Origin of the sequence: Primorskyibacter sp. S87 (assembly GCF_049801055.1) — a bacterium.
Taxonomy (GTDB): Bacteria; Pseudomonadota; Alphaproteobacteria; order Rhodobacterales; family Rhodobacteraceae; genus JBNAGF01.
Map to the genome: position 1 here is coordinate 115,250 of NZ_JBNAGF010000002.1, position 18,295 is coordinate 133,544.

General features: G+C 58.0%; 13 protein-coding genes. 6 read left to right on the top strand and 7 right to left on the bottom strand.

The features are described 5' to 3' along the window. Positions 1-57 precede the first annotated feature (57 nt). On the top strand, positions 58-1,278 hold the full coding sequence (locus ACP15U_RS03985) for an N-acetylmuramoyl-L-alanine amidase (protein ID WP_425044271.1): 1,221 nt from the start codon (positions 58-60) through the stop codon (positions 1,276-1,278). A gap of 185 nt (positions 1,279-1,463) precedes the next feature. Further along, the gene (locus ACP15U_RS03990) at positions 1,464-3,956 is read left to right on the top strand and encodes a penicillin-binding protein 1A (RefSeq protein WP_425043848.1); all 2,493 of its coding nucleotides are present in this window, start codon (positions 1,464-1,466) and stop codon (positions 3,954-3,956) included. Here the strand turns inward: ACP15U_RS03990 and ACP15U_RS03995 are convergent. After that, positions 3,950-4,780, bottom strand: a complete 831-nt coding sequence (locus ACP15U_RS03995; protein ID WP_425043849.1) for an aminoglycoside phosphotransferase family protein — start codon at positions 4,778-4,780, stop codon at positions 3,950-3,952. The genes ACP15U_RS03990 and ACP15U_RS03995 overlap by 7 nt on opposite strands. A 77-nt stretch (positions 4,781-4,857) precedes the next feature. Here ACP15U_RS03995 and prfB point away from each other — a divergent pair, with 77 nt between their 5' ends. Then, positions 4,858-5,982, top strand: coding sequence for a peptide chain release factor 2 (gene prfB / locus ACP15U_RS04000; protein WP_425043850.1), 1,125 nt, complete (start codon positions 4,858-4,860; stop codon positions 5,980-5,982). A 28-nt stretch (positions 5,983-6,010) separates the two neighbouring features. On the opposite strand, the gene ACP15U_RS04005 is transcribed toward prfB, so the two are convergent. Next, entirely contained in the window at positions 6,011-8,122 is a 2,112-nt protein-coding gene (locus ACP15U_RS04005) for a calcium-binding protein (protein ID WP_425043851.1), read from the bottom strand. A gap of 353 nt (positions 8,123-8,475) precedes the next feature. Between ACP15U_RS04005 and ACP15U_RS04010 the strand changes: the two genes are divergently transcribed. Both ACP15U_RS04010 and ACP15U_RS04015 read left to right on the top strand, forming a co-directional pair. Then, a complete protein-coding gene (locus tag ACP15U_RS04010; RefSeq protein ID WP_425043852.1) occupies positions 8,476-9,870 on the top strand; it encodes an amidase in 1,395 nt (464 codons plus the stop codon). Positions 9,871-9,903: 33 nt separating this feature from the next. Further along, positions 9,904-10,680: a DUF2189 domain-containing protein gene (locus ACP15U_RS04015; RefSeq protein WP_425043853.1), complete on the top strand. Its 777-nt coding sequence runs from the start codon at positions 9,904-9,906 to the stop codon at positions 10,678-10,680. A 20-nt stretch (positions 10,681-10,700) separates the two neighbouring features. Here the strand turns inward: ACP15U_RS04015 and ACP15U_RS04020 are convergent, their stop codons facing one another. The 5 genes from ACP15U_RS04020 to ACP15U_RS04040 all read right to left on the bottom strand — a co-directional run bounded on the left by ACP15U_RS04020 (position 10,701) and on the right by ACP15U_RS04040 (position 16,859). Further along, positions 10,701-11,498 carry a helix-turn-helix domain-containing protein gene (locus tag ACP15U_RS04020; RefSeq protein WP_425043854.1) on the bottom strand — a complete coding sequence of 266 codons (798 nt, stop codon included), beginning with the start codon at positions 11,496-11,498 and terminating at the stop codon, positions 10,701-10,703. Positions 11,499-11,842: 344 nt separating this feature from the next. Continuing rightward, positions 11,843-12,403 (bottom strand): acetolactate synthase small subunit, encoded by a 561-nt coding sequence (ilvN, locus tag ACP15U_RS04025; protein WP_425043855.1) that lies wholly within the window; start codon positions 12,401-12,403, stop codon positions 11,843-11,845. 68 nt (positions 12,404-12,471) lie between these two features. After that, the gene (locus ACP15U_RS04030) at positions 12,472-14,223 is read right to left on the bottom strand and encodes an acetolactate synthase 3 large subunit (RefSeq protein ID WP_425043856.1); all 1,752 of its coding nucleotides are present in this window, start codon (positions 14,221-14,223) and stop codon (positions 12,472-12,474) included. Positions 14,224-14,772: 549 nt separating this feature from the next. Next, on the bottom strand, positions 14,773-15,429 hold the full coding sequence (locus ACP15U_RS04035) for a response regulator transcription factor (RefSeq protein WP_425043857.1): 657 nt from the start codon (positions 15,427-15,429) through the stop codon (positions 14,773-14,775). Then, positions 15,426-16,859, bottom strand: coding sequence for a cache domain-containing protein (locus ACP15U_RS04040; RefSeq protein ID WP_425043858.1), 1,434 nt, complete (start codon positions 16,857-16,859; stop codon positions 15,426-15,428). Before ACP15U_RS04040 ends, ACP15U_RS04035 begins: the two co-directional genes overlap by 4 nt. Positions 16,860-17,111: 252 nt before the next feature. Here ACP15U_RS04040 and ACP15U_RS04045 point away from each other — a divergent pair, with 252 nt between their 5' ends. Next, the gene (locus ACP15U_RS04045) at positions 17,112-18,197 is read left to right on the top strand and encodes a TRAP transporter substrate-binding protein (protein ID WP_425043859.1); all 1,086 of its coding nucleotides are present in this window, start codon (positions 17,112-17,114) and stop codon (positions 18,195-18,197) included. Positions 18,198-18,295: the final 98 nt, after the last annotated feature.

Sequence of the window (18,295 nt, forward strand, 5' to 3'; positions counted from 1 at the left end):
GCAGCGAGGAACATAGGTAAAGAAATGAGCAGGAACCGGGCACGTTTTGCAGCAAGCATGCTGTTGGTTGTCGCCTCATTCATTCTTGGGGTGCCGGCCACGAGTTCGACGGCGCTGGCACAGGGGTTCAGCGGGCTTGCCCGTGTGGATGCCGAAAACAGCCGGGTAACGGAGCAGACTGACGGGATCGAAGTTGAACTGAATTTGAGTCAGGGGGTTCCGTATCGACTGTTCACGCTGGACGGGCCTCCGCGGCTGGTCCTCGACTTTCAGGAAGTTGATTGGACAGGTTTGACCATGGACCAGATGTCCGTGCCCGATGCGGTGTTGCGTGCGCAGTTCGGAGCATATCTGCCGGGCTGGTCTCGGCTGGTGCTGGATCTGAATGGTCCGCTGGCTGTGTCCAAGGCTGGCTTGGACGTCGATCAGGATACCGGCGGGGCGCATCTTGTCGTGCGGTTGGAGCGGGTCCCGGCAGAAGATTTCGCCAAGTTGTCCGGGGCTCCGCGTGATCCGCGTTGGGATCTACCGGAGCCTGCCGATCTGCCAAAGTCGGATCAAAAGGGGCCGGACGCGCCGTTGCGGATCGTGCTCGACCCCGGACACGGTGGCATCGACCCCGGAGCAGAAGTCGGCGACATCATCGAAAAGCACATGATGCTGACATTTGCCCGGGAACTGAGCGATATCCTTTTTCGGACAGGCGGGTTCGAAGTTGTCCTCACTCGGGAGGCTGACCATTTCGTTTCGCTGGAACGTCGGGTTGCGCTGGCTCACCGTGCAGGGGCAGACGTTTTCATCTCGCTTCATGCGGATTCGCTGGCCGAAGGGCTGGCGCATGGGGCCACCGTGCATGTGCTGGCAGAGGAGGCTTCGGACGTTGCCTCGGCCAAGCTGGCCGAGCGCCATGACCGTGGAGACCTCCTGTCTGGCGTGGACCTGAGCCGAACTGACGATCAGGTCACGGATGTCCTTCTGGATCTGGCGCGGCAGGAAACCCAACCACGCACCGGCGCGTTGGCGCAGTCGCTTGTGGATGGGATGGCGCAGACAGGTGGGCCGATGAATCGCAGGCCATTGCGGGCGGCGGCGTTTTCTGTCCTGAAGGCAGCCGATATACCTTCGGTCCTGATCGAAATCGGATTTTTGTCGAGCCCGCGCGACCTTGAGAACCTTCAGAATGCAGATTGGCGCAAGAAAATGGCAGAAGGGATTCGAAACGGGCTTGTCGAATGGCGCAAGGCCGATCTGGAGCGACGCGCGCTGGTGAGGCAATGACCGCTGTGTTGTGAAGGGTTTTGTCGTTCCGTCATTTTGTGATGCTGTTTACAGCTGGTAAGCGCGACGTTAGATGAGAGCAAGTTCGCGGCCGGACGCTGAATTTTGCCGGGGTGTTTTGACCCGGACGATGGCGCACCCTATATAGAACGCATCGCGATACCAACCTAGCAACGGGCAGCACTGTGATCCGCTTCATCCTCTCCTTCTTCGGGGCGATTTTCAGCCTTGTGACACTAGGTGTTTTCATGGTCGCTCTGACCATCGGGGGCGTGTTCTGGATGTATGGCCGCGATTTGCCCAGCCATGAATCACTGGCCCAGTACAAGCCGCCTACGATCAGCCGCATCTATTCCGGCGAAGGTCAGTTGATTGACGAATTTGCCAAGGAACGACGCCTGTTCGCGCCATCCGAAGATATTCCCGATCTGGTGAAACAGGCCTTCATCTCGGCGGAAGATAAGAATTTCTACACCCATCAGGGCTATGACATTCGCGGTATTGCTGCCGCGGGCTTTGAGGCGGTCAAGTCCAAGGGTCAGAATGTGCGCGGCGCGTCTACCATCACCCAGCAGGTGATGAAGAACTTCCTGTTGTCGGGGGACCGGCGGGCCGAGCGTAAGATCAAAGAGATCATTCTGGCCGTCCGCCTTGAGCAGACACTCGACAAAGAACAGATCCTCGAACTCTACATGAACGAGATCTTCCTTGGTCAGAACTCCTATGGGGTGGCCGCAGCGGCGCAGACCTATTTCAACAAAACACTGGCCGAACTGGAGCCGCACGAGGCGGCTTTTCTGGCCTCTCTGCCAAAGGCACCTTCGGACTATCACCCGGTTCGGCGCAAGGAACGGTTGTTGGCACGGCGGAACTTCGTGCTCGAGGAGATGTACGAAAACGGCTACATCGACCTGGCGACGTACGAAACCGAAGTCGCCATGCCACTGCGCTCGGTTCAAAATGGCGATTTCGATAGTTTCCGCACCGCCTTGCCGCCGCGCGACTATTTCACCGACGAGATTCGCCGCCAGCTGAGCGAGGATTTCGGCGAAGGTGAGTTCTTTACCGGCGGGTTTACAGTGCGCGCCTCGATCGATGAGGAAATGCAGGTCGAGGCGGCCCGATCGCTGCGAGAAGCCCTTGAGAAATACGACCGGTCGCGCGGCTTGTGGCGCGGAACCGGGGAAACCGTCCCGGCTGAAACCCTCGGCGATGAAACCGCATGGCGCACGGCGCTATCTGATCTGAGCGTTCCGCGAGACGTGACGCTGGGGGGCAAATGGTATCCGGCAGTGGTTCTGGAAGTTGGTGAGCAGCAGCTCCGTGTCGGCGTCGAAGGCAATGAAGATTCCGGTCTGGTGCAACGGTCCGATATCAAATGGATGAAGGGCTCGTTCCGAGACAACTTCACACCCGGCGATGTGGTTCTTGTGCGCGCGACCGAGGCAGCAGGTGAGTGGTCTTTGCGGCAGGTGCCGGAAGTGCAAGGCGGCTTTGTCGCCATGGACGTGAATTCCGGTCGTGTTCTGGCAATGCAGGGCGGATTCTCATATCAGGATTCGGTATTCAACCGCGCAACGCAGGCTCAGCGACAGCCGGGATCGTCTTTCAAACCTTTCGTATACGCGGCCGCGCTGGACAGTGGATACAGCCCGGCCACCATTGTTGTTGATGCGCCGATCGAAGTGAACACCCCGCAGGGGCTCTGGCGTCCCAAGAACGCCTCCAACAAGTTTTATGGACCGACCCCGCTGCGCACCGGGATCGAGCGATCGCGGAACCTTATGACCATTCGATTGGCGCAGGAAGTCTCGATGCCAGTCGTGGCAGGCTATGCTGAGCGGTTCGGTGTTTACGACCACATGGGGCCGTATCTCGCCAACGCGCTGGGCTCTGAGGAAACCACCCTTTACAAGATGGTCTCGGCCTATGCGATGTTCGCCAATGGCGGGGAACGGGTTGAGCCGACGCTGGTCGACCGGATTCAGGACCGCTATGGCGCGACCATCTATCGTCACGACGAACGGGACTGCGTGGACTGCAACTCGGCGTCGATTCCCCCTGACGCTGCGCCGGAAATCGTTACCAATCGCGAACAGGTGATGGACGCGATCACCGCCTATCAGTTGGCTTCCATGATGAAAGGCGTTGTGGATCGCGGCACCGCCAGCCGAACTGTGAATCTGCCTGTGCCGACTGCCGGGAAAACTGGCACTACCAACGAGGCCAAAGATGTCTGGTTCATCGGCTTCACTTCGAACATCGTTGCCGGGTGCTACATCGGTTATGACCGACCGCGCCCGTTGGGCCGGGGGGCCTCGGGCGGCGGTATGTGCGGGCCGGTTTTCCAATCCTTCATGGAGAAGGCCACCGCCAAATACGGTGGTGGTCCGTTCGAAGTCCCACCGGGTGGCCACTTTATCAAGATCGATCGCTTTACCGGCGCGCGACTGCCCGATGAAGCCAGCGGGGAATATGTCGTTGCCGAATACTTCCGTGACGGGGCCGAACCGATTTTTGGCCTGACTTATGATGGCGGTTTTGCCGTCGGGTCCGATCTACCGCTCTTCGAAGAGGTGCAGCAATCGGGTCAGCAGGTGACCACGTCCACGGGAGAGACAACCACTGTCGGCCCCAAGGCGACCTTTGGGACGGTCAGCTCCGGCGGGCTCTACTGAGCCGCTTCGTCCAGCAGCAGCGAAAGAAGGTCTGATTCGGTGTCCCGACCCAATTGGCCACTGGCACGCACGGCGATGGAGTGCGCGCATTTGACGGCGCCCCATTGCGCCAGTCTTTGCCGGGAAACCTGAAGCGCATGTGCAAATCGGCTGGTGCAGGCCCGGACGCGGCCTAAATTTCTAACGGTTTGGGCTGCCCCTTTCGGGCTGCGTAGCGCGTTCGCCAATTCGAATGCGACATCCCCACAATATCCTTTGGCATCAATAATTTGCAGTCCATTGTTAGTGCAGATTATGTTGTCGTGATGGAGATCCCCATGCAGCGGGACCGGTTCGGGTTGCGTCGCCAAAAGTTGTTTCGCCAGCGTTTGCGCTTGGCTGAGATTGCGCCACAGGTCGGGCGGGCAATCGGTGCCTGGAGTACACGTGAAGAGGATGTCCAGCGCCCTGTCCAAAGGCATCAATTCGCGCACGGTCAGAACGGGCTGCGCATGCAAACGGGCTGCGGATCGGGCCAGCAGCTGCATCGCCTCGACATCCCGGCCGGCCCGGCTGAGATCGCCAAGGGAAGGGCCTTCCAGAAAGGCCATCAACACCGCATCCGGGGTCACGGCCATCACTTTGACGGCGCCACGGTCTGAATGTGCGCGCAGATATGCGGCTCCGGCCGCTTCATTGCCCTTACCGCTTGAGCCATAGAGCTTCAGAACCGCCGTCTGCCCATTCCTGGTCCGCACCGTCCAAAGGCGGGCAATACCGGTTCGGGTCAGGGCCACCGGGTCGGTGACTCCAAGCCGTGTCAGGATATGATCGGGTGGCAGCATTAACCGGTGCCTCGTCTTGTGATGCGCTTCTCGTCTTGGTATCAGGCAGGTCTGACTGATCAAGCCGGGACGGACCCATGCGCGCCGAAACACAGAACATCGTGACCGAGATCGAAAAATCGCTGGAGCTGCTGGCTCAGCGTATGGATCGGGAAACCGCGCCTCATCGGCTGGAGGAATTCAATGCCCGGGTCGAGGACCCGAACTTGTGGGACGACCCGGAGGCGGCACAAAAACTGATGCGTGACAGGCAGTTGCTGGTTGATGCCATGGCTACGTATGACGCGATCAGCACGGATCTCAACGACAATGTCGAACTGATCGAACTCGGCGAAATGGAGGAGGACGAAGAAGTTGTCCGGGATGCCGAAGACTCGCTGAAGGTCCTAAAGGACAAAGCCGCCAAGAAAGAGCTTGAGGCGCTTCTGGATGGCGAAGCCGACGGCAACGACACTTTCCTCGAAATCAATGCTGGCGCCGGGGGAACTGAAAGCTGTGACTGGGCGTCGATGCTGGCGCGGATGTATGTGCGTTGGGCCGAAAAGAAGGGCTATAAGGTTGAGCTGCAGTCGGAATCCGCCGGTGACGAAGCCGGTATCAAGTCCGCAGCCTACAAAATCTCCGGCCATAACGCCTATGGGTGGCTGAAATCGGAAAGCGGGGTGCACAGATTGGTGCGGATCTCGCCGTATGACTCGGCGGCCAAGCGGCATACCTCATTCTCGTCAGTCTGGGTCTATCCGGTGGTTGATGACAACATCGAGATCGAAGTGAACCCGGCCGAAATCCGTATCGACACGTACCGGTCGTCCGGGGCAGGTGGCCAGCACGTCAATACCACGGATTCGGCGGTGCGGATCACGCACATGCCTACCGGCATCGTCGTGACCAGTTCGGAAAAGTCGCAGCATCAAAACCGCGACATTGCCATGAAAGCACTGAAGTCGCGCCTGTATCAGATGGAACTGGACAAGCGGAATGCCGAGATCAACGCGGCACATGAGGCCAAGGGCGATGCCGGCTGGGGCAACCAGATCCGCTCTTACGTTCTGCAGCCCTATCAAATGGTTAAGGATTTGCGCACCAACCACGAGACGTCTGACACCAAGGGCGTGCTGGATGGTGATCTCGATGGCTTCATGGCGGCGACGCTCGCATTAAACGTTGCCGGAAAGAGCCGCTCGGAGGCGCAAGGGGACTAACGCCCAGCAAGATCTGCAATTCGAATAATCAAATTAGATCATTAAGTTGCTGCGCGCCTAACCAATAATTCAGGTCTCCACCGTCGAGTGCCAAATTCTGCCGTTCATCCAGATACATGTCGGCGATTTCCTGTTGCGTCGTATTGAACAATGTTGTGCCGATCTGAGTGTCATCCAGCGGAATTTCTCCGGTCAAAGGGTGGGCAGTGGGCCTGTCGATGACAATGTGTTCGATTGGGTCAACGGAAATCTCGAAACTCTCGACCGATCTGTCCCGGAACGTGATGAGCGGACCGCCTGAGAGCGTCGGTGATGTCAAAAAATCCATCAGCCCATCCGGATTGTAGTAGGGATCATCAGGATCGAGATAGTCAAAGCTATTCAGTGCATTAAGGACCTTTACCTTGCTTCCGTCATTTGATGTCAAAAGCAAATCGCGATCCGATATGTCCGCGCTCAACTTGCCACGATGCTCTGTGTGGAACACCAGAACGTCGCTGTTGGTCAGGCTGAAATCGACCACCAGGTTTTCCCCAAAGTGAGTGACGTCGACACCGTCCTGCACATGGCCGAATACAAAATCATCGCCGCCGGATCCGCCCCGCAACACGTTTTGCCCGGCGTCCGCGAACAGGAGGTCACTTCCGGAGCCGCCATCCAGATAGTCATCGCCTTTGCCGCCGACCAATACGTCTCGGCCACCTCCGCCAAACAGGCCGCCAAACTGCTGATAGTTATCGGAAAAATGATCGGGCGGCCATGCCGGATCGCCTATGCCGGCCAGCGTTCCCCGTGCCCAGGTGCCGGCAATCATGTCGAAACCGACAAGGCCGTCATTTCCGTTCCCACCAATCAAAATATCCCTGCCGTAACCGCCGCGAAGCTCGTCCACCCCGATGTTCCCTTTCAGCGTATCATGGCCGTCACCTCCGAGGATCAGATCGGACCCAATGCCGCCGCTGATCAGGTCCGTGCCAGAGCCGCCGTCAAGGATGTCAGATCCGATGCCACCAAGGATCACATCGGAGCCTGCGTCCCCCTTTATCCAATCCATGCCGCGTCCGCCGCGGATTTGATCGTTGTCTGCACCGCCGGAAATCGTGTCATTGCCGATCCCACCGTGGATCTGATCTTGCCCGGCGTCGCCGTTCAATCGGTCGTGTCCAAAAGAGCCAAAGATCTGATCGCTGCCCATTCCTCCAAACACGAGATCGTCGCCACGACCGGCGCCGATGCGATCGGCACCGTTTCCATCGTGATCCGAATTGTCCCCCCAGATCGTGTCGGCACCCTTTCCACCAAGGAGAACATCGTCATTGTCATTGCCGGCAAGCCAATCATCGCCTGCATTCCCGATCAGAGTGTCTTCGCGGCCGCCACCCAAAATCCGGTCCTGACCGTCCCCACCGTGTAGCCGATCGGCCCCACGTTCGCCGAAAATGAAGTCGTCCCCAATGCCACCAAAGATGAGGTCTGCGTCATTGCCGCCTCGGACCATGTCGTTGCCGGAGTTGCCGCGGATCGTATCGGCCCCTGTTCCGCCGTGGAGCGTGTCGTCTCCGGAGTTTCCGAAAATCAGGTCAAAATCGTCTCCGCCGGTGATGAAATCGGCTCCGGCACCGCCAGACAGGGTATCTTGGCCCTCTCGACCGATGAGCACGTCATTATCCGTCTGCCCGAAAAGGAAGTCGTGCCCCTCGCCGCCGTCCAACGTGTCTCTGCCGCTGCCCCCAAATACAAAATCATCAGCATACAACCCGCTCAGGTAGTCGTGGCCGTCGTTACCGAACAAAAAGTCAGAGCCATCTTCACCGTAAAGGAGGTCTGAACCGGCCCCGCCTGCCAGAATATCGTTCCCGCCACCCGCGAACAGACTGTCATTCCCATCGCCGCCAATCAGCGCATCCTGCCCGTCGCCGCCATCGAGCCCGTCATCGCCGCCGCGACCGCGCAGAAGGTCGTTGCCGCCACCGCCGAGCATGGCATCCTGGTCTTCGGTTCCATAAAGGTGATCGTTGCCCTCAAGAGCCTTTGCACGATTGGTGCCGGTTCCGGGAAGGAAGATATTATCATTGGCGGGCGTGCCGATGGTAATCGGGCCCGGGACAACGGCATAGACTATCTGGATTCCGATCCCCATGGAGAACTCGCCAGCAACCTGCGGATCCGTCGCCCCCGTCGAACCCTAATCAACCGGCCACATCACGTGACAGGCCTGTGGATAAATCTAGCAGACGTGCCGTGATTCCGCCGTAAATGGCCGAATTTTGGTCAAAATTCCTAAAATTCAGCGCATAACTGGAAACAACTTCCATACATATGGATGTGTTGTTTCCTCCGGGGAAATTGAAAGAGAGCCGCCAGCGAGCGGAGTTTGTTCCGCCGCAGAAAAACTGTGACGAGCTTAGCTAAAAGATACATTCATTGCCCGGCTTTATGTGAGAGCAATCGGCGGCTAGGTTGACGTAAAGCTACACTGGGAAGGGCACTACATTGATACGGTCATCCGCACACGAATTGACAAAGTCCCTGTCCCAGAGGCAAGTCTCCGCAGTTGACCTCATGCAGCAGACCTTGGAACAGATCGCTGAGGTGAACCCGGGCGTCAACGCCATTGTAGCACTGCGGGATGTTGCCGACCTGATGGCCGAAGCTCAAGCTGCGGACCAAGGGCCTGTGCGCGGTCCGCTTCATGGATTACCCATTGCGGTCAAGGATTTGGTCAATGTGGCCGGGATCCCATCAACACAAGGTTCGCCGGCCCTTAAGGACGCAGTGCCGACATCTGATGACCTGATTGCCGCACGAATGCGGGCGGCAGGAGCGATCTTGATCGGCAAGACCAACGTGCCTGAGCATGGCTTGGGATCCCATACGTTCAATCCGGTCTATGGGGCCACCAGCAACCCATATGACCGCAACCTGACATGCGGCGGATCTTCCGGCGGTGCCGCAGTTGCTCTGGCGACGGGCATGGTGGCGCTGGCCGACGGCTCGGATATGATGGGCAGCCTGCGCAACCCGGCCGGCTGGAACAACGTCTACGGGTTCCGGCCCAGTTGGGGGCTTGTGCCATCCGAGCCGCAGGGAGAAATGTTCCTGCACCAATTGTCGACACTCGGCCCGATGGCGCGCAGCCCACAGGATATTTCCTTGTTCCTCGATGTGATATCCGGGCCGGATCACCGGTCACCGTTTGGACAGGCAACCGCTCCGACATTTCCAATAAAAGATCGTTCTATCAGAGGTTTGAAGATCGGCTGGTTGGGTGATTGGCAGCGCTGTTTCCCGATGGAGGGTGGAATTCTGGAGCTTTCACAGGAGGCTCTGTCCGTGTTCGAAAGCCTCGGGGCAAGTGTGGAGCATATCGCTGCCCCGTTCGAAGCGGATCTGATCTGGGACAGTTGGATTACGCTGCGATCATGGAGTATCGCCGGAAGCCTCGCCCCGATGATGGAACGGGGAGAGCCGCTCAAAGACAGTGCGATATGGGAAATCGAGCGGGGCCTGTCGATGAGTGCGATGGAGGTGCACCGTGCCAGCGAGATCCGGTCAGACTGGTTCCGTCGGGCGGCGCAGCTTTTCGAAACCTACGACGCATTGGTTCTGCCAACTGCGCAGGTTTGGCCGTTTGACGTCAATCTTCCCTGGCCGACCGAGATCGCGGGGCAGGGGATGGATACCTATCATCGCTGGATGCAGGTCGTCACTCCGGTGAGTTTGATCGGACTGCCGTGCCTGGCTGTTCCGGCAGGGTTTGGGGCGATAAACGGGTTGCCGGGGGGCGTGCAGATATTTGGCCCTCGCGGCAGCGATGCGGCCATTCTGGCCCTTGGAAAAGCGTATCATGCCGCGACAGAATGGCCGCAAAAGAGGCCGCCAGTTTAGAACGACTGCCGAAACGGGAGGAACAAGAGACTTATGGAAAAGGAATTTGGGGTGCCGGAGCTGAAGCCCGCCACCTTTGCAATGCTGAGAGAGGCGCTTGGTCGCGGGTGCCGCGATTTTCGCAAAGCACCGCTGTTCGGAATGCTTTTTGCGGGGTTTTACGTGTTGGGCGGCTGGGCGATGGCGTGGCTGACCGCAGAGACAGGAACAACCTTCTGGCTCGTATTGGCCGCAATCGGCTTTCCCCTCATCGGTCCGTTTGCTGCGGTCGGGCTCTACGAAGTATCTCACCGTTTGGAGCTTGGAGAACCTCTTGATTACAAATCCATTTTCGGCGTCGTTCTAATGCAGAGCCGGAGGCAGTTGCCGTCTATCTGTGCGATCATCATTGTGGTGTTTCTGTTTTGGTTCTTTATCGGGCACATGATCTTTGCCTTGTTCCTTGGCCTGTCGACAATGACCAACATTTCAACCTCGTTTGAGGTATTCCTGACGCTAAATGGAATCCTCATGTTGTTGGTTGGCAGCATCGCGGGGGCGCTGTTTGCGCTGCTTCTTTACATGATCACGGTGCTGTCTCTGCCGCTGCTACTGGACCGCGAGGTGGATTTTGTCACGGCAATGATCACTTCATTTCAGTACGTTATGAACAACCCGATCCCTATGCTTGGCTGGGCCTTTATGGTCGCTGTGTTGACTTTTCTGGCGCTGCTGCCGTTTTTTCTCGGTCTTTTTGTCGTCCTGCCGTTGCTTGGGCATGCGACGTGGCACCTTTACAGGCTTGCCTCGGGTACTGGCACCGCCGGGTAGGGCAGAACCTGCGGGCCGGATCACCGGAAAGGCTGATCCGGCTGCAACAGCTTGCGGTGATAAGCGGGAAGTTCCTCTTCGGTGCAGAACCCGGACCGACGGGCAGCGGGCAAGACTTTGGACGGATCGCGTCCAAGATGCTCATAGACCAACCGGGCGGCCCGGTTGCCACTGTTATACTCCGGCAGCGAGCGCGTGACATAGCCCGCCCAGAAATTGTTCTCGAAGGATTCTGCACGAGACAGGTAGTTGAACGAGCAAGTCATTGAATTTCTGCGCGAAACAACAAAGGCGATCCCATTTTCCTGGCGCGTGACATATCCGCGGAATTCCCGCGTATTTGCGTCCAGCGGCATGTTGAGCTGGCTCAACGCTTCCCGCGCCTCGTAACCGCGTAAATATGTAAAGTTATCTTCCCGAAAAATGTAGATGAGGCCCATCAGGAAACGGCTTTCATCGACAAAGCTGCGGCGGGAGAACTGGTAGAAGCCCGAGGGGAAACTCGCCTCAGAAACTTCGGTCAGTCCGGTCCCAAGAAACTCAGCGAGGAATGGGCCGTTGAGGACCTGCCCGTCCAGATTCAAGGAAGATACCGGTTCCAGAATTATGCGGGCGTCGACTTTGAAGAAGCTGCAGATCCGGTCAAGCACATCAGGGCGCGGAAAGCTCTCTCCGGACAGGTAACGGTTGAACTGTGTGCGGTTGATGCCCAACTGTCGCGACAGATCAGAAATCGAAGGGTAGGGTTTCGACAGGATGCGCAGGTTTTCACCAAACATGCTGCGCAATTCATCGGGTGATCTTGCCGCTCTGGCCATGTTCATTTCCCGGTTTTCGGATCCGCTTGGCCATGAACCCAAGCGGATGGACGTGAGTGGTGGCTGCCGAAATGACGCCGGAAACTAAGTGTGATACCAGAGAGCATCAAGTATGACGCTATGGAGTGACTGTACGCTAAGGCGCTACGCAAAAAATGCAAGCCATCTGTGCAAGTTTTGAGATCGGATGACGGGTATTGAACTAGTCGCTCCTGTGGTTGGCAGATTTGCCGTCCCATAGATGCTGGAGGTAGTGACCGGCGCAGAAAAAGACCCGGCCCAAATTCGGGCCGGGCGATCTTCAGGTTTGCGAACTGTGAGTCGTCGGTTGGGTAGCGCGCTGGTCAGTCGCCGCGAAGCAGGGCCGCAACGCCTGTCCGGGCTATTTCGGCAAGGCCAAGCGGACGCATGAGGTCGGCAAAGGCATCAATCTTGTCTGGGGCCCCGGTTATCTCGAAAATGAAAGAATTCAGGGTGGAGTCGACAACATTGGCGCGAAAAATGTCGGCTAAACGCAAGGCTTCAACGCGCTTGTCACCGCTGGAAACCACCTTGAGCATGGCCAGTTCCCGCTCGACCGAGGATCCTTCGACCGTCAGATCGTGGACATCGTGGACGGTAACGATACGGCCAAGCTGAGCCTTGATCTGTTCGATGACCTGTGGGGTTCCGGTTGTCACAATAGTGATACGTGACAGGTGCCCGGTATGGTCCACTTCGGCCACCGTAAGGCTTTCGATGTTGTAACCACGGCCCGAGAACAGGCCGATGACCCGGGCCAGCACGCCCGGTTCATTTTCAACCAGGACTGCCAGTGTGTGACGCTCTTGGACGTCAGAGAATGTCGGGCGCAGGTTGTAGGCCGAGTGACGGGTCGAGCCTTTCTTGATGCTTAGGGCGGACATTTTTTCCCTTTCTTTCATCTCATGAGGCCAGGGCGTCGGTTCCGCCCCGGAAGATCAGTTTGAACCGGTTAAACCAGAACCGCGCCGCCGGACTGGATGACGCCCTGCGTCTCGGCTTCACCAAGCAGCATCTCGTTGTGCGCCTTGCCTGATGGGATCATCGGGAAGCAGTTTTCGTGCTTTTCGACCAGACAATCGAAGATGACCGGGCCGTCATACTCGATCATCTCCATGATCGCGTCATCCAGATCAGCGGGATCGGATACAAGAATTCCCTTGGCGCCAAAGGCTTCGGCCAGCTTGACGAAATCGGGCAGGGCCTCGGACCAGCTGTGGGAATATCGTTCGCCATGCAGCAACTCCTGCCACTGGCGCACCATACCAAGCCGTTCATTGTTGAGGATGAACTGCTTTACGGGCAGACGATACTGCGCCGCTGTTCCCATTTCCTGCATGTTCATCAACCACGACGCTTCGCCGGCAACATTGATTACCAATGCGTCCGGATGTGCCATCTGAACGCCGATCGAAGCCGGGAAGCCATAGCCCATCGTGCCCAACCCACCCGAAGTCATCCATCGGTTCGGATCTTCAAAGTTAAGATACTGCGCGGCCCACATCTGGTGCTGCCCCACTTCGGTACAGACATACCTGTCGTGGCCCTTGGTCAGTTCCTCAAGACGCTGCAACGCATATTGCGGCTTGATGGTCTTCTCGCTGTTGGTGAAGGCGAGGCAATTGACGTTGCGCCATTCATCGATTTTGGCGTGCCATGCCTGAACATTGGCTGCATCGGTTTTGCGCCCACGGGATTTCCAGACTTTCAGAATATCTTCCAGAACATGGGCGACATCGCCGACAATCGGGATATCGGTCTTGATCACCTTGTTGATCGAAGAGGGGTCAATATCGATATGCGCCTTGATCGAGTTCGGGCTGAACGCGTCGACCCGGCCGGTGATCCGGTCATCAAAACGGGCGCCGACGTTGATCATAAGATCGCAGTCGTGCATCGCCATGTTGGCCTCAAAAAGGCCGTGCATCCCCAGCATTCCGAGCCAATTCTTTCCAGAGGCCGGATAGGCACCCAGCCCCATCAGGGTTGAGGTGATGGGAAACCCGGTTGCCTCGACCAGTTCCCGCAGCAGCTGGCTGGCGGCGTCGCCAGAATTGATCACACCGCCGCCAGTGTAAAACACTGGTTTCTTAGCGGTTTCCATCGCAGCGACCAGTTCCGTGATCTCTTCCATGTCGCCCTTGACCATCGGCTGATAATGCGAAGTCGAGGGCTTTGGCGGGGCATAGTCGCCGGTCGCGAACTGCACGTCTTTTGGAATGTCGACCAGAACCGGGCCAGGGCGGCCGGCCGTTGCCACATGGAAGGCTTCGTGGATCGTGTCCGCCAACTTGTCGGTGTCCTTCACCAACCAGTTATGCTTGGTGCAGGGCCGGGTTATGCCAACGGTATCGGCCTCTTGAAACGCATCCGAGCCGATCATGAAGGTCGGAACCTGACCGGTCAGAACGATGATCGGAATGGAATCCATCAGGGCATCAGTCAGACCAGTCACGGCGTTAGTGGCGCCGGGGCCCGAGGTCACCAGTGCCACGCCCGGCTTACCGGTTGAACGGGCATATCCCTCGGCGGCATGGACGGCGCCCTGTTCGTGACGCACCAGAACATGGCGGATATCGTTTTGCAGAAAGATCTCATCATAAATCGGTAGCACAGCGCCACCTGGATAGCCAAATACCGTGTCCACACCCTGATCCTTGAGGGCCTGAACCACCATCTTTGCGCCAGTCATTTCACGTGTCATCTGCTTAGCTCCATTGGCGACATCGTCTTCTGCGTCTCTTCTATTCATCAGCATAAAAAAAGCCCCCGAAACTTCGGAGGCGCATGGGGTCGAAAATGGTTTACCGTTACCGGCCCATGCGCGTGGTTCCTACGATTACGACTAGAGTGGTCATTACCACCGGCTCCTTTAGTGCTTCCGCGCGACATTATGTGGGGCAGAACAGGGCGTCAACAGGCAATCGGGAGAAATTTCTGACCCTGAGGCGCCAAAATGGGTCATTTTCTTGCGTCAAGCATGGGGTGCGACGAAATATCCGCGAATCCGAATGCGGTCTCGAGCCTGATGGGCGGAGTGTATGCTGTCGAAACGTTGCTGCCTGCTTCCTCGACGTGGAGAAAGGTCCAATTTGGGGGTATTGCGGCCAAATCCGTGTTCGATCTCGGTGGGAATGCGTTTGCGATTGTGGTGTATCCAAAGGGCAGTTCGCCAGTTGACGGGCATCCTGTGGACGACGGCAGAACACCACGACTGACATCGGCATCAGTCAAGGATACGATCGCGGCGGGCTCAGAGCCCCACACCGGTTCCCTGCAGAACGCCGTGTTCCATCGCATAACGGGTCAGGCCCGCAGTCGATGAAATACCCAGCTTTCGCTTGATGTTCTTGCGGTGGGTTTCGACAGTTCTAACTGATATATCAAGAGCTTGAGCAACTTCCTTATTGCTCTTTCCCTGGGCCAGCTGCAATAGGATCGTCTGCTCGCGCCCGGTCAATGCCTCACGCATTTCGCCGTCCTTGGGCTTGAGCGATCCCTTGGCGCCGGTGCAAAGGTAACGTGCGCCTTTCATTACGGTATCTATTGCTGTCTTGATCTCGTCGGTGGGCACGTCCTTGAGCACGTAACCCATCGCCCCGTGACCCAGAGCGGTCGAGATGTATTCGGGACTGTCATGCATGGAGAGGATCAGGATTCTGGTATCAGGCGCGCGTTCCAGCAGGATCTCGGTGGCGCTGAGCCCGCCCAGCCCGGGCATGTTCAGATCCATCAGGATCACGTCGGGTTTCAACTCTCCGGCCCGATCGACTGCGTCCTGGCCGTTGCCCAGAGTGCCGACAACCTCGACGTCGTCATAGCTTTCAAGGATCGACTGGATGCCCTCGGCCACCATTGGATGATCATCCACGATCAGAACACGGATCTGTCTGTCGGTTTGCTCAGTCATGTCGCGGCCTCCCGTTTCGGTACCGCCTCCTCCTCGGGCGGCAACAGATGGCTGAGTGGTATCCGTGCTTCGATCACGGTTCCGCTTTGTGCGCTGCGTGATGACAGAATCCGCAGGTCTCCGTCAAGCTGCTCGATACGTTCCTGCATGTTGCGAAGGCCAAGGCCGGACCCTCCGGCCCCGTGAGAGCGGGGCAGGCCACGCCCATTGTCGGAAATCCGCATGGTGGCTCCGCGCTTGTGCCCGCGCAGATCGATTGTAACCCGTGTTGCTTCGGAATGTCGTTCGATATTCGTCAGCGCCTCCTGCGCGATCCGATACAGCGCGATCTTGGCATCTTGGTCGAGCCGGTTGCGAAACACCACGGTGGCAAATTCAGTTTCGATACCGGTGCGTTCCCTGAAATCATCGGTCAAAGCCTTGAGAGCGGGCCCCAGACCCAGATCATCAAGCACGCCCGGTCTCAGGTCGCGGCTGATCCGGCGCACTTCGGTGATTGCGGAGGCGAGGTTCTCGATCCCTTTGTCGAGCGGTGCTTCGGCCCCCGAATTGTCGCCGCGGGACAGCCGCCGGCGAGCATTGTCGAGTGCAAATCGTACACCGACGAGAATCTGGCTGATCCCGTCATGCAATTCACGCGCAACGCGGCCGCGTTCTTCTTCCTGGGCGTCGAATACGCGCTGGGTCAGTTCCTTTAGTTTCACATCGGCAAGGCGTCTTTCGCGGATATTGATGAGCATTCCCGAGATGAACACCACCAGAAGCGCAGCCAGTGTAATGGCCCCGATATAGATGAAAGTGCGTCGCACGCGTGCTTCGACCTCGGCCCGTGCCGCGGCGACAGACCCCAGCACGTCATCGATAAAGACACCTGTTCCAACCGCCCAACGCCAGCTGGGGAACGAGGTGACGTAGGTGATCATGCGAGCCTCTTCTCCGGTTAATGGCTTGGGCCAGAGATGTTCGACATAGCCCGCGCCCGATCGCGCGGTCCTCAGAAACTCGGCCACCACCGGTGTTCCTTCACTGTCTTCATAGGCAAGCCACTGACCATTGATCATTTCGGTTTGACGCGGGCTGACAAGGTTGGTGCCCTCGTAATCATAGACAAAGAAGAACCCTTCCTCGCCGTAGATCATGGCTGACAGGATCTGCATTACCTGCTGTTTTGCCTCTTCGTCGTCGGGGGCGGCCGACCCATAGACAAAGTAGAAGCCGTTGCGCGCTTGGGTAACATAGTTGCGCAACTCGGCTTTCTTTGCTTCGATCAGCTGGTTTTCCAACTGCGCGATCTCGCGTTCGGCCAGAGTTCGCGATTGGTGCGCCACCAGAACCGCGATCGCCGCAACGGCCGCCATCAAAGGCAGCGTTGCCAGAAGCGACAGCTTCTGCGCGTAGTTGGGCCGAAATATCGAGCGGAACCAGTGCATCCCCGAATCGATAGGCAAGAATCGCAAAAAAGGCAAAGTTCTGATGCATTTTTTAGCAGGGGAGTGGCGTCACCCAAATGCGGGATGGCCCAGATTGGAAACGCCTGATTACTCCAATTTCTGCCCGAAATGACGATTTCTACGCAGTAGTAGGTATTCCCTTATGTAACCGCATCGCTAGGCTTGCCGTCACCGAAACGATCCGCCCGGAGCACTTGCCCGGGCATCTAAACCACGTGGGAGGAATATAATATGGATCGTCGCTCATTTCTGAAGGCCTCGACCGCAGGCGGTGCAGCCGCTGCCGCAACCGCTCTGGCGGCACCGGCTTATGCGCAGGGCAAACGGACCCTGACCATGGTCACATCGTGGCCGCGCGGCTTTGCAGTTCTGGATGATGCTGCCAGCTATCTGGAGCAGATGGTCGGCGCGATGTCCGATGGCCAGCTCACCATCGAAAAGAAAGCTCCGGGCGAACTCGTGGGCGCTCTGGAAGTCTTTGACGCCGTGTCGTCGGGCCAGGCGGACATGTATCACTCGGCTGATTACTACTATATCGGTCAGCATCCGGGTTATGCCTATTTCACCGCTGTGCCCTTTGGCGGCACCGCTCAGGAACTAACCAACTGGTACTATCACGGCGGCGGCGAAGAGCTGCACGACGAGCTGGGCACCATCTTCAACCTCAAGGGCCTTCTGGCTGGTAACTCCGGCTCGCAATCTGGTGGCTGGTTCCGCAACGAGATCAACTCGGCTGCAGACTTCAACGGCCTCAAGTTCCGTATGCCCGGTTTGGGCGGCAAGGTTCTCGGCAAGCTCGGCGCCTCGGTTCAGAACATTCCGGGCGGCGAACTGTATCAGGCGCTGTCCTCGGGTGCGCTGGACGGTCTGGAGTGGGTTGGCCCGATGGCCGACGAACGCGCCGGTTTCCAGGAAGTGGCCAAGGTCTATTACACTGCGGGCTTCCACGAGCCGGGCTCGGGCCTTGCCGCATCTGTGAACCTGGATGTCTGGAACGACCTGACACCGCAGCATCAGGCAATCCTGCGCAATGCTTCGATGGCCGTGACCCACTACCAGCTGGCCGAAACTCTGGCCAACAACGGTGCCGCACTGTCGCGTCTGCAGGCTCAGGGTGTCAAAACCTTGCAGTTTACCGACGACGTCTGGGATGCGTTCGGCAAAGCTTCGGCCGAGGTCATGGACGAGAACATGGGCGACGAACTGTTCGCCAAAATCCGCAAGTCCTTCGAAGAGTCGCTCGCGACTTCGGCAGGCTGGATCAACAAGTCGGACGGCTACTACGTTCAGCAGCGTATCCGCGTTCTGGGCGGCTAAGCCAGCGAAACCGAAACAGGGGAGGTCCGGCCATCGCCGGGCTTCCCATTCGGCGTTTCGACGTCGAGGGAGTGAGACCCTGAACGGGGCCAGATGGG

Coding starts and splice junctions, on each gene's coding strand:
- ACP15U_RS03985 (WP_425044271.1), top strand. CDS start 58: ATGCTGTTGGTTGTCGCCTCATTCATTCTTGGGGTGCCGGCCACGAGT.
- ACP15U_RS04040 (WP_425043858.1), bottom strand. CDS start 16,859: ATGCACTGGTTCCGCTCGATATTTCGGCCCAACTACGCGCAGAAGCTG.
- prfB (WP_425043850.1), top strand. CDS start 4,858: ATGCGCGCCGAAACACAGAACATCGTGACCGAGATCGAAAAATCGCTG.
- ACP15U_RS04020 (WP_425043854.1), bottom strand. CDS start 11,498: ATGGCCAGAGCGGCAAGATCACCCGATGAATTGCGCAGCATGTTTGGT.
- ACP15U_RS04035 (WP_425043857.1), bottom strand. CDS start 15,429: ATGACTGAGCAAACCGACAGACAGATCCGTGTTCTGATCGTGGATGAT.
- ACP15U_RS04045 (WP_425043859.1), top strand. CDS start 17,112: ATGGATCGTCGCTCATTTCTGAAGGCCTCGACCGCAGGCGGTGCAGCC.
- ACP15U_RS03995 (WP_425043849.1), bottom strand. CDS start 4,780: ATGCTGCCACCCGATCATATCCTGACACGGCTTGGAGTCACCGACCCG.
- ACP15U_RS04005 (WP_425043851.1), bottom strand. CDS start 8,122: ATGGGGATCGGAATCCAGATAGTCTATGCCGTTGTCCCGGGCCCGATT.
- ACP15U_RS04015 (WP_425043853.1), top strand. CDS start 9,904: ATGGAAAAGGAATTTGGGGTGCCGGAGCTGAAGCCCGCCACCTTTGCA.
- ilvN (WP_425043855.1), bottom strand. CDS start 12,403: ATGTCCGCCCTAAGCATCAAGAAAGGCTCGACCCGTCACTCGGCCTAC.
- ACP15U_RS04030 (WP_425043856.1), bottom strand. CDS start 14,223: ATGACACGTGAAATGACTGGCGCAAAGATGGTGGTTCAGGCCCTCAAG.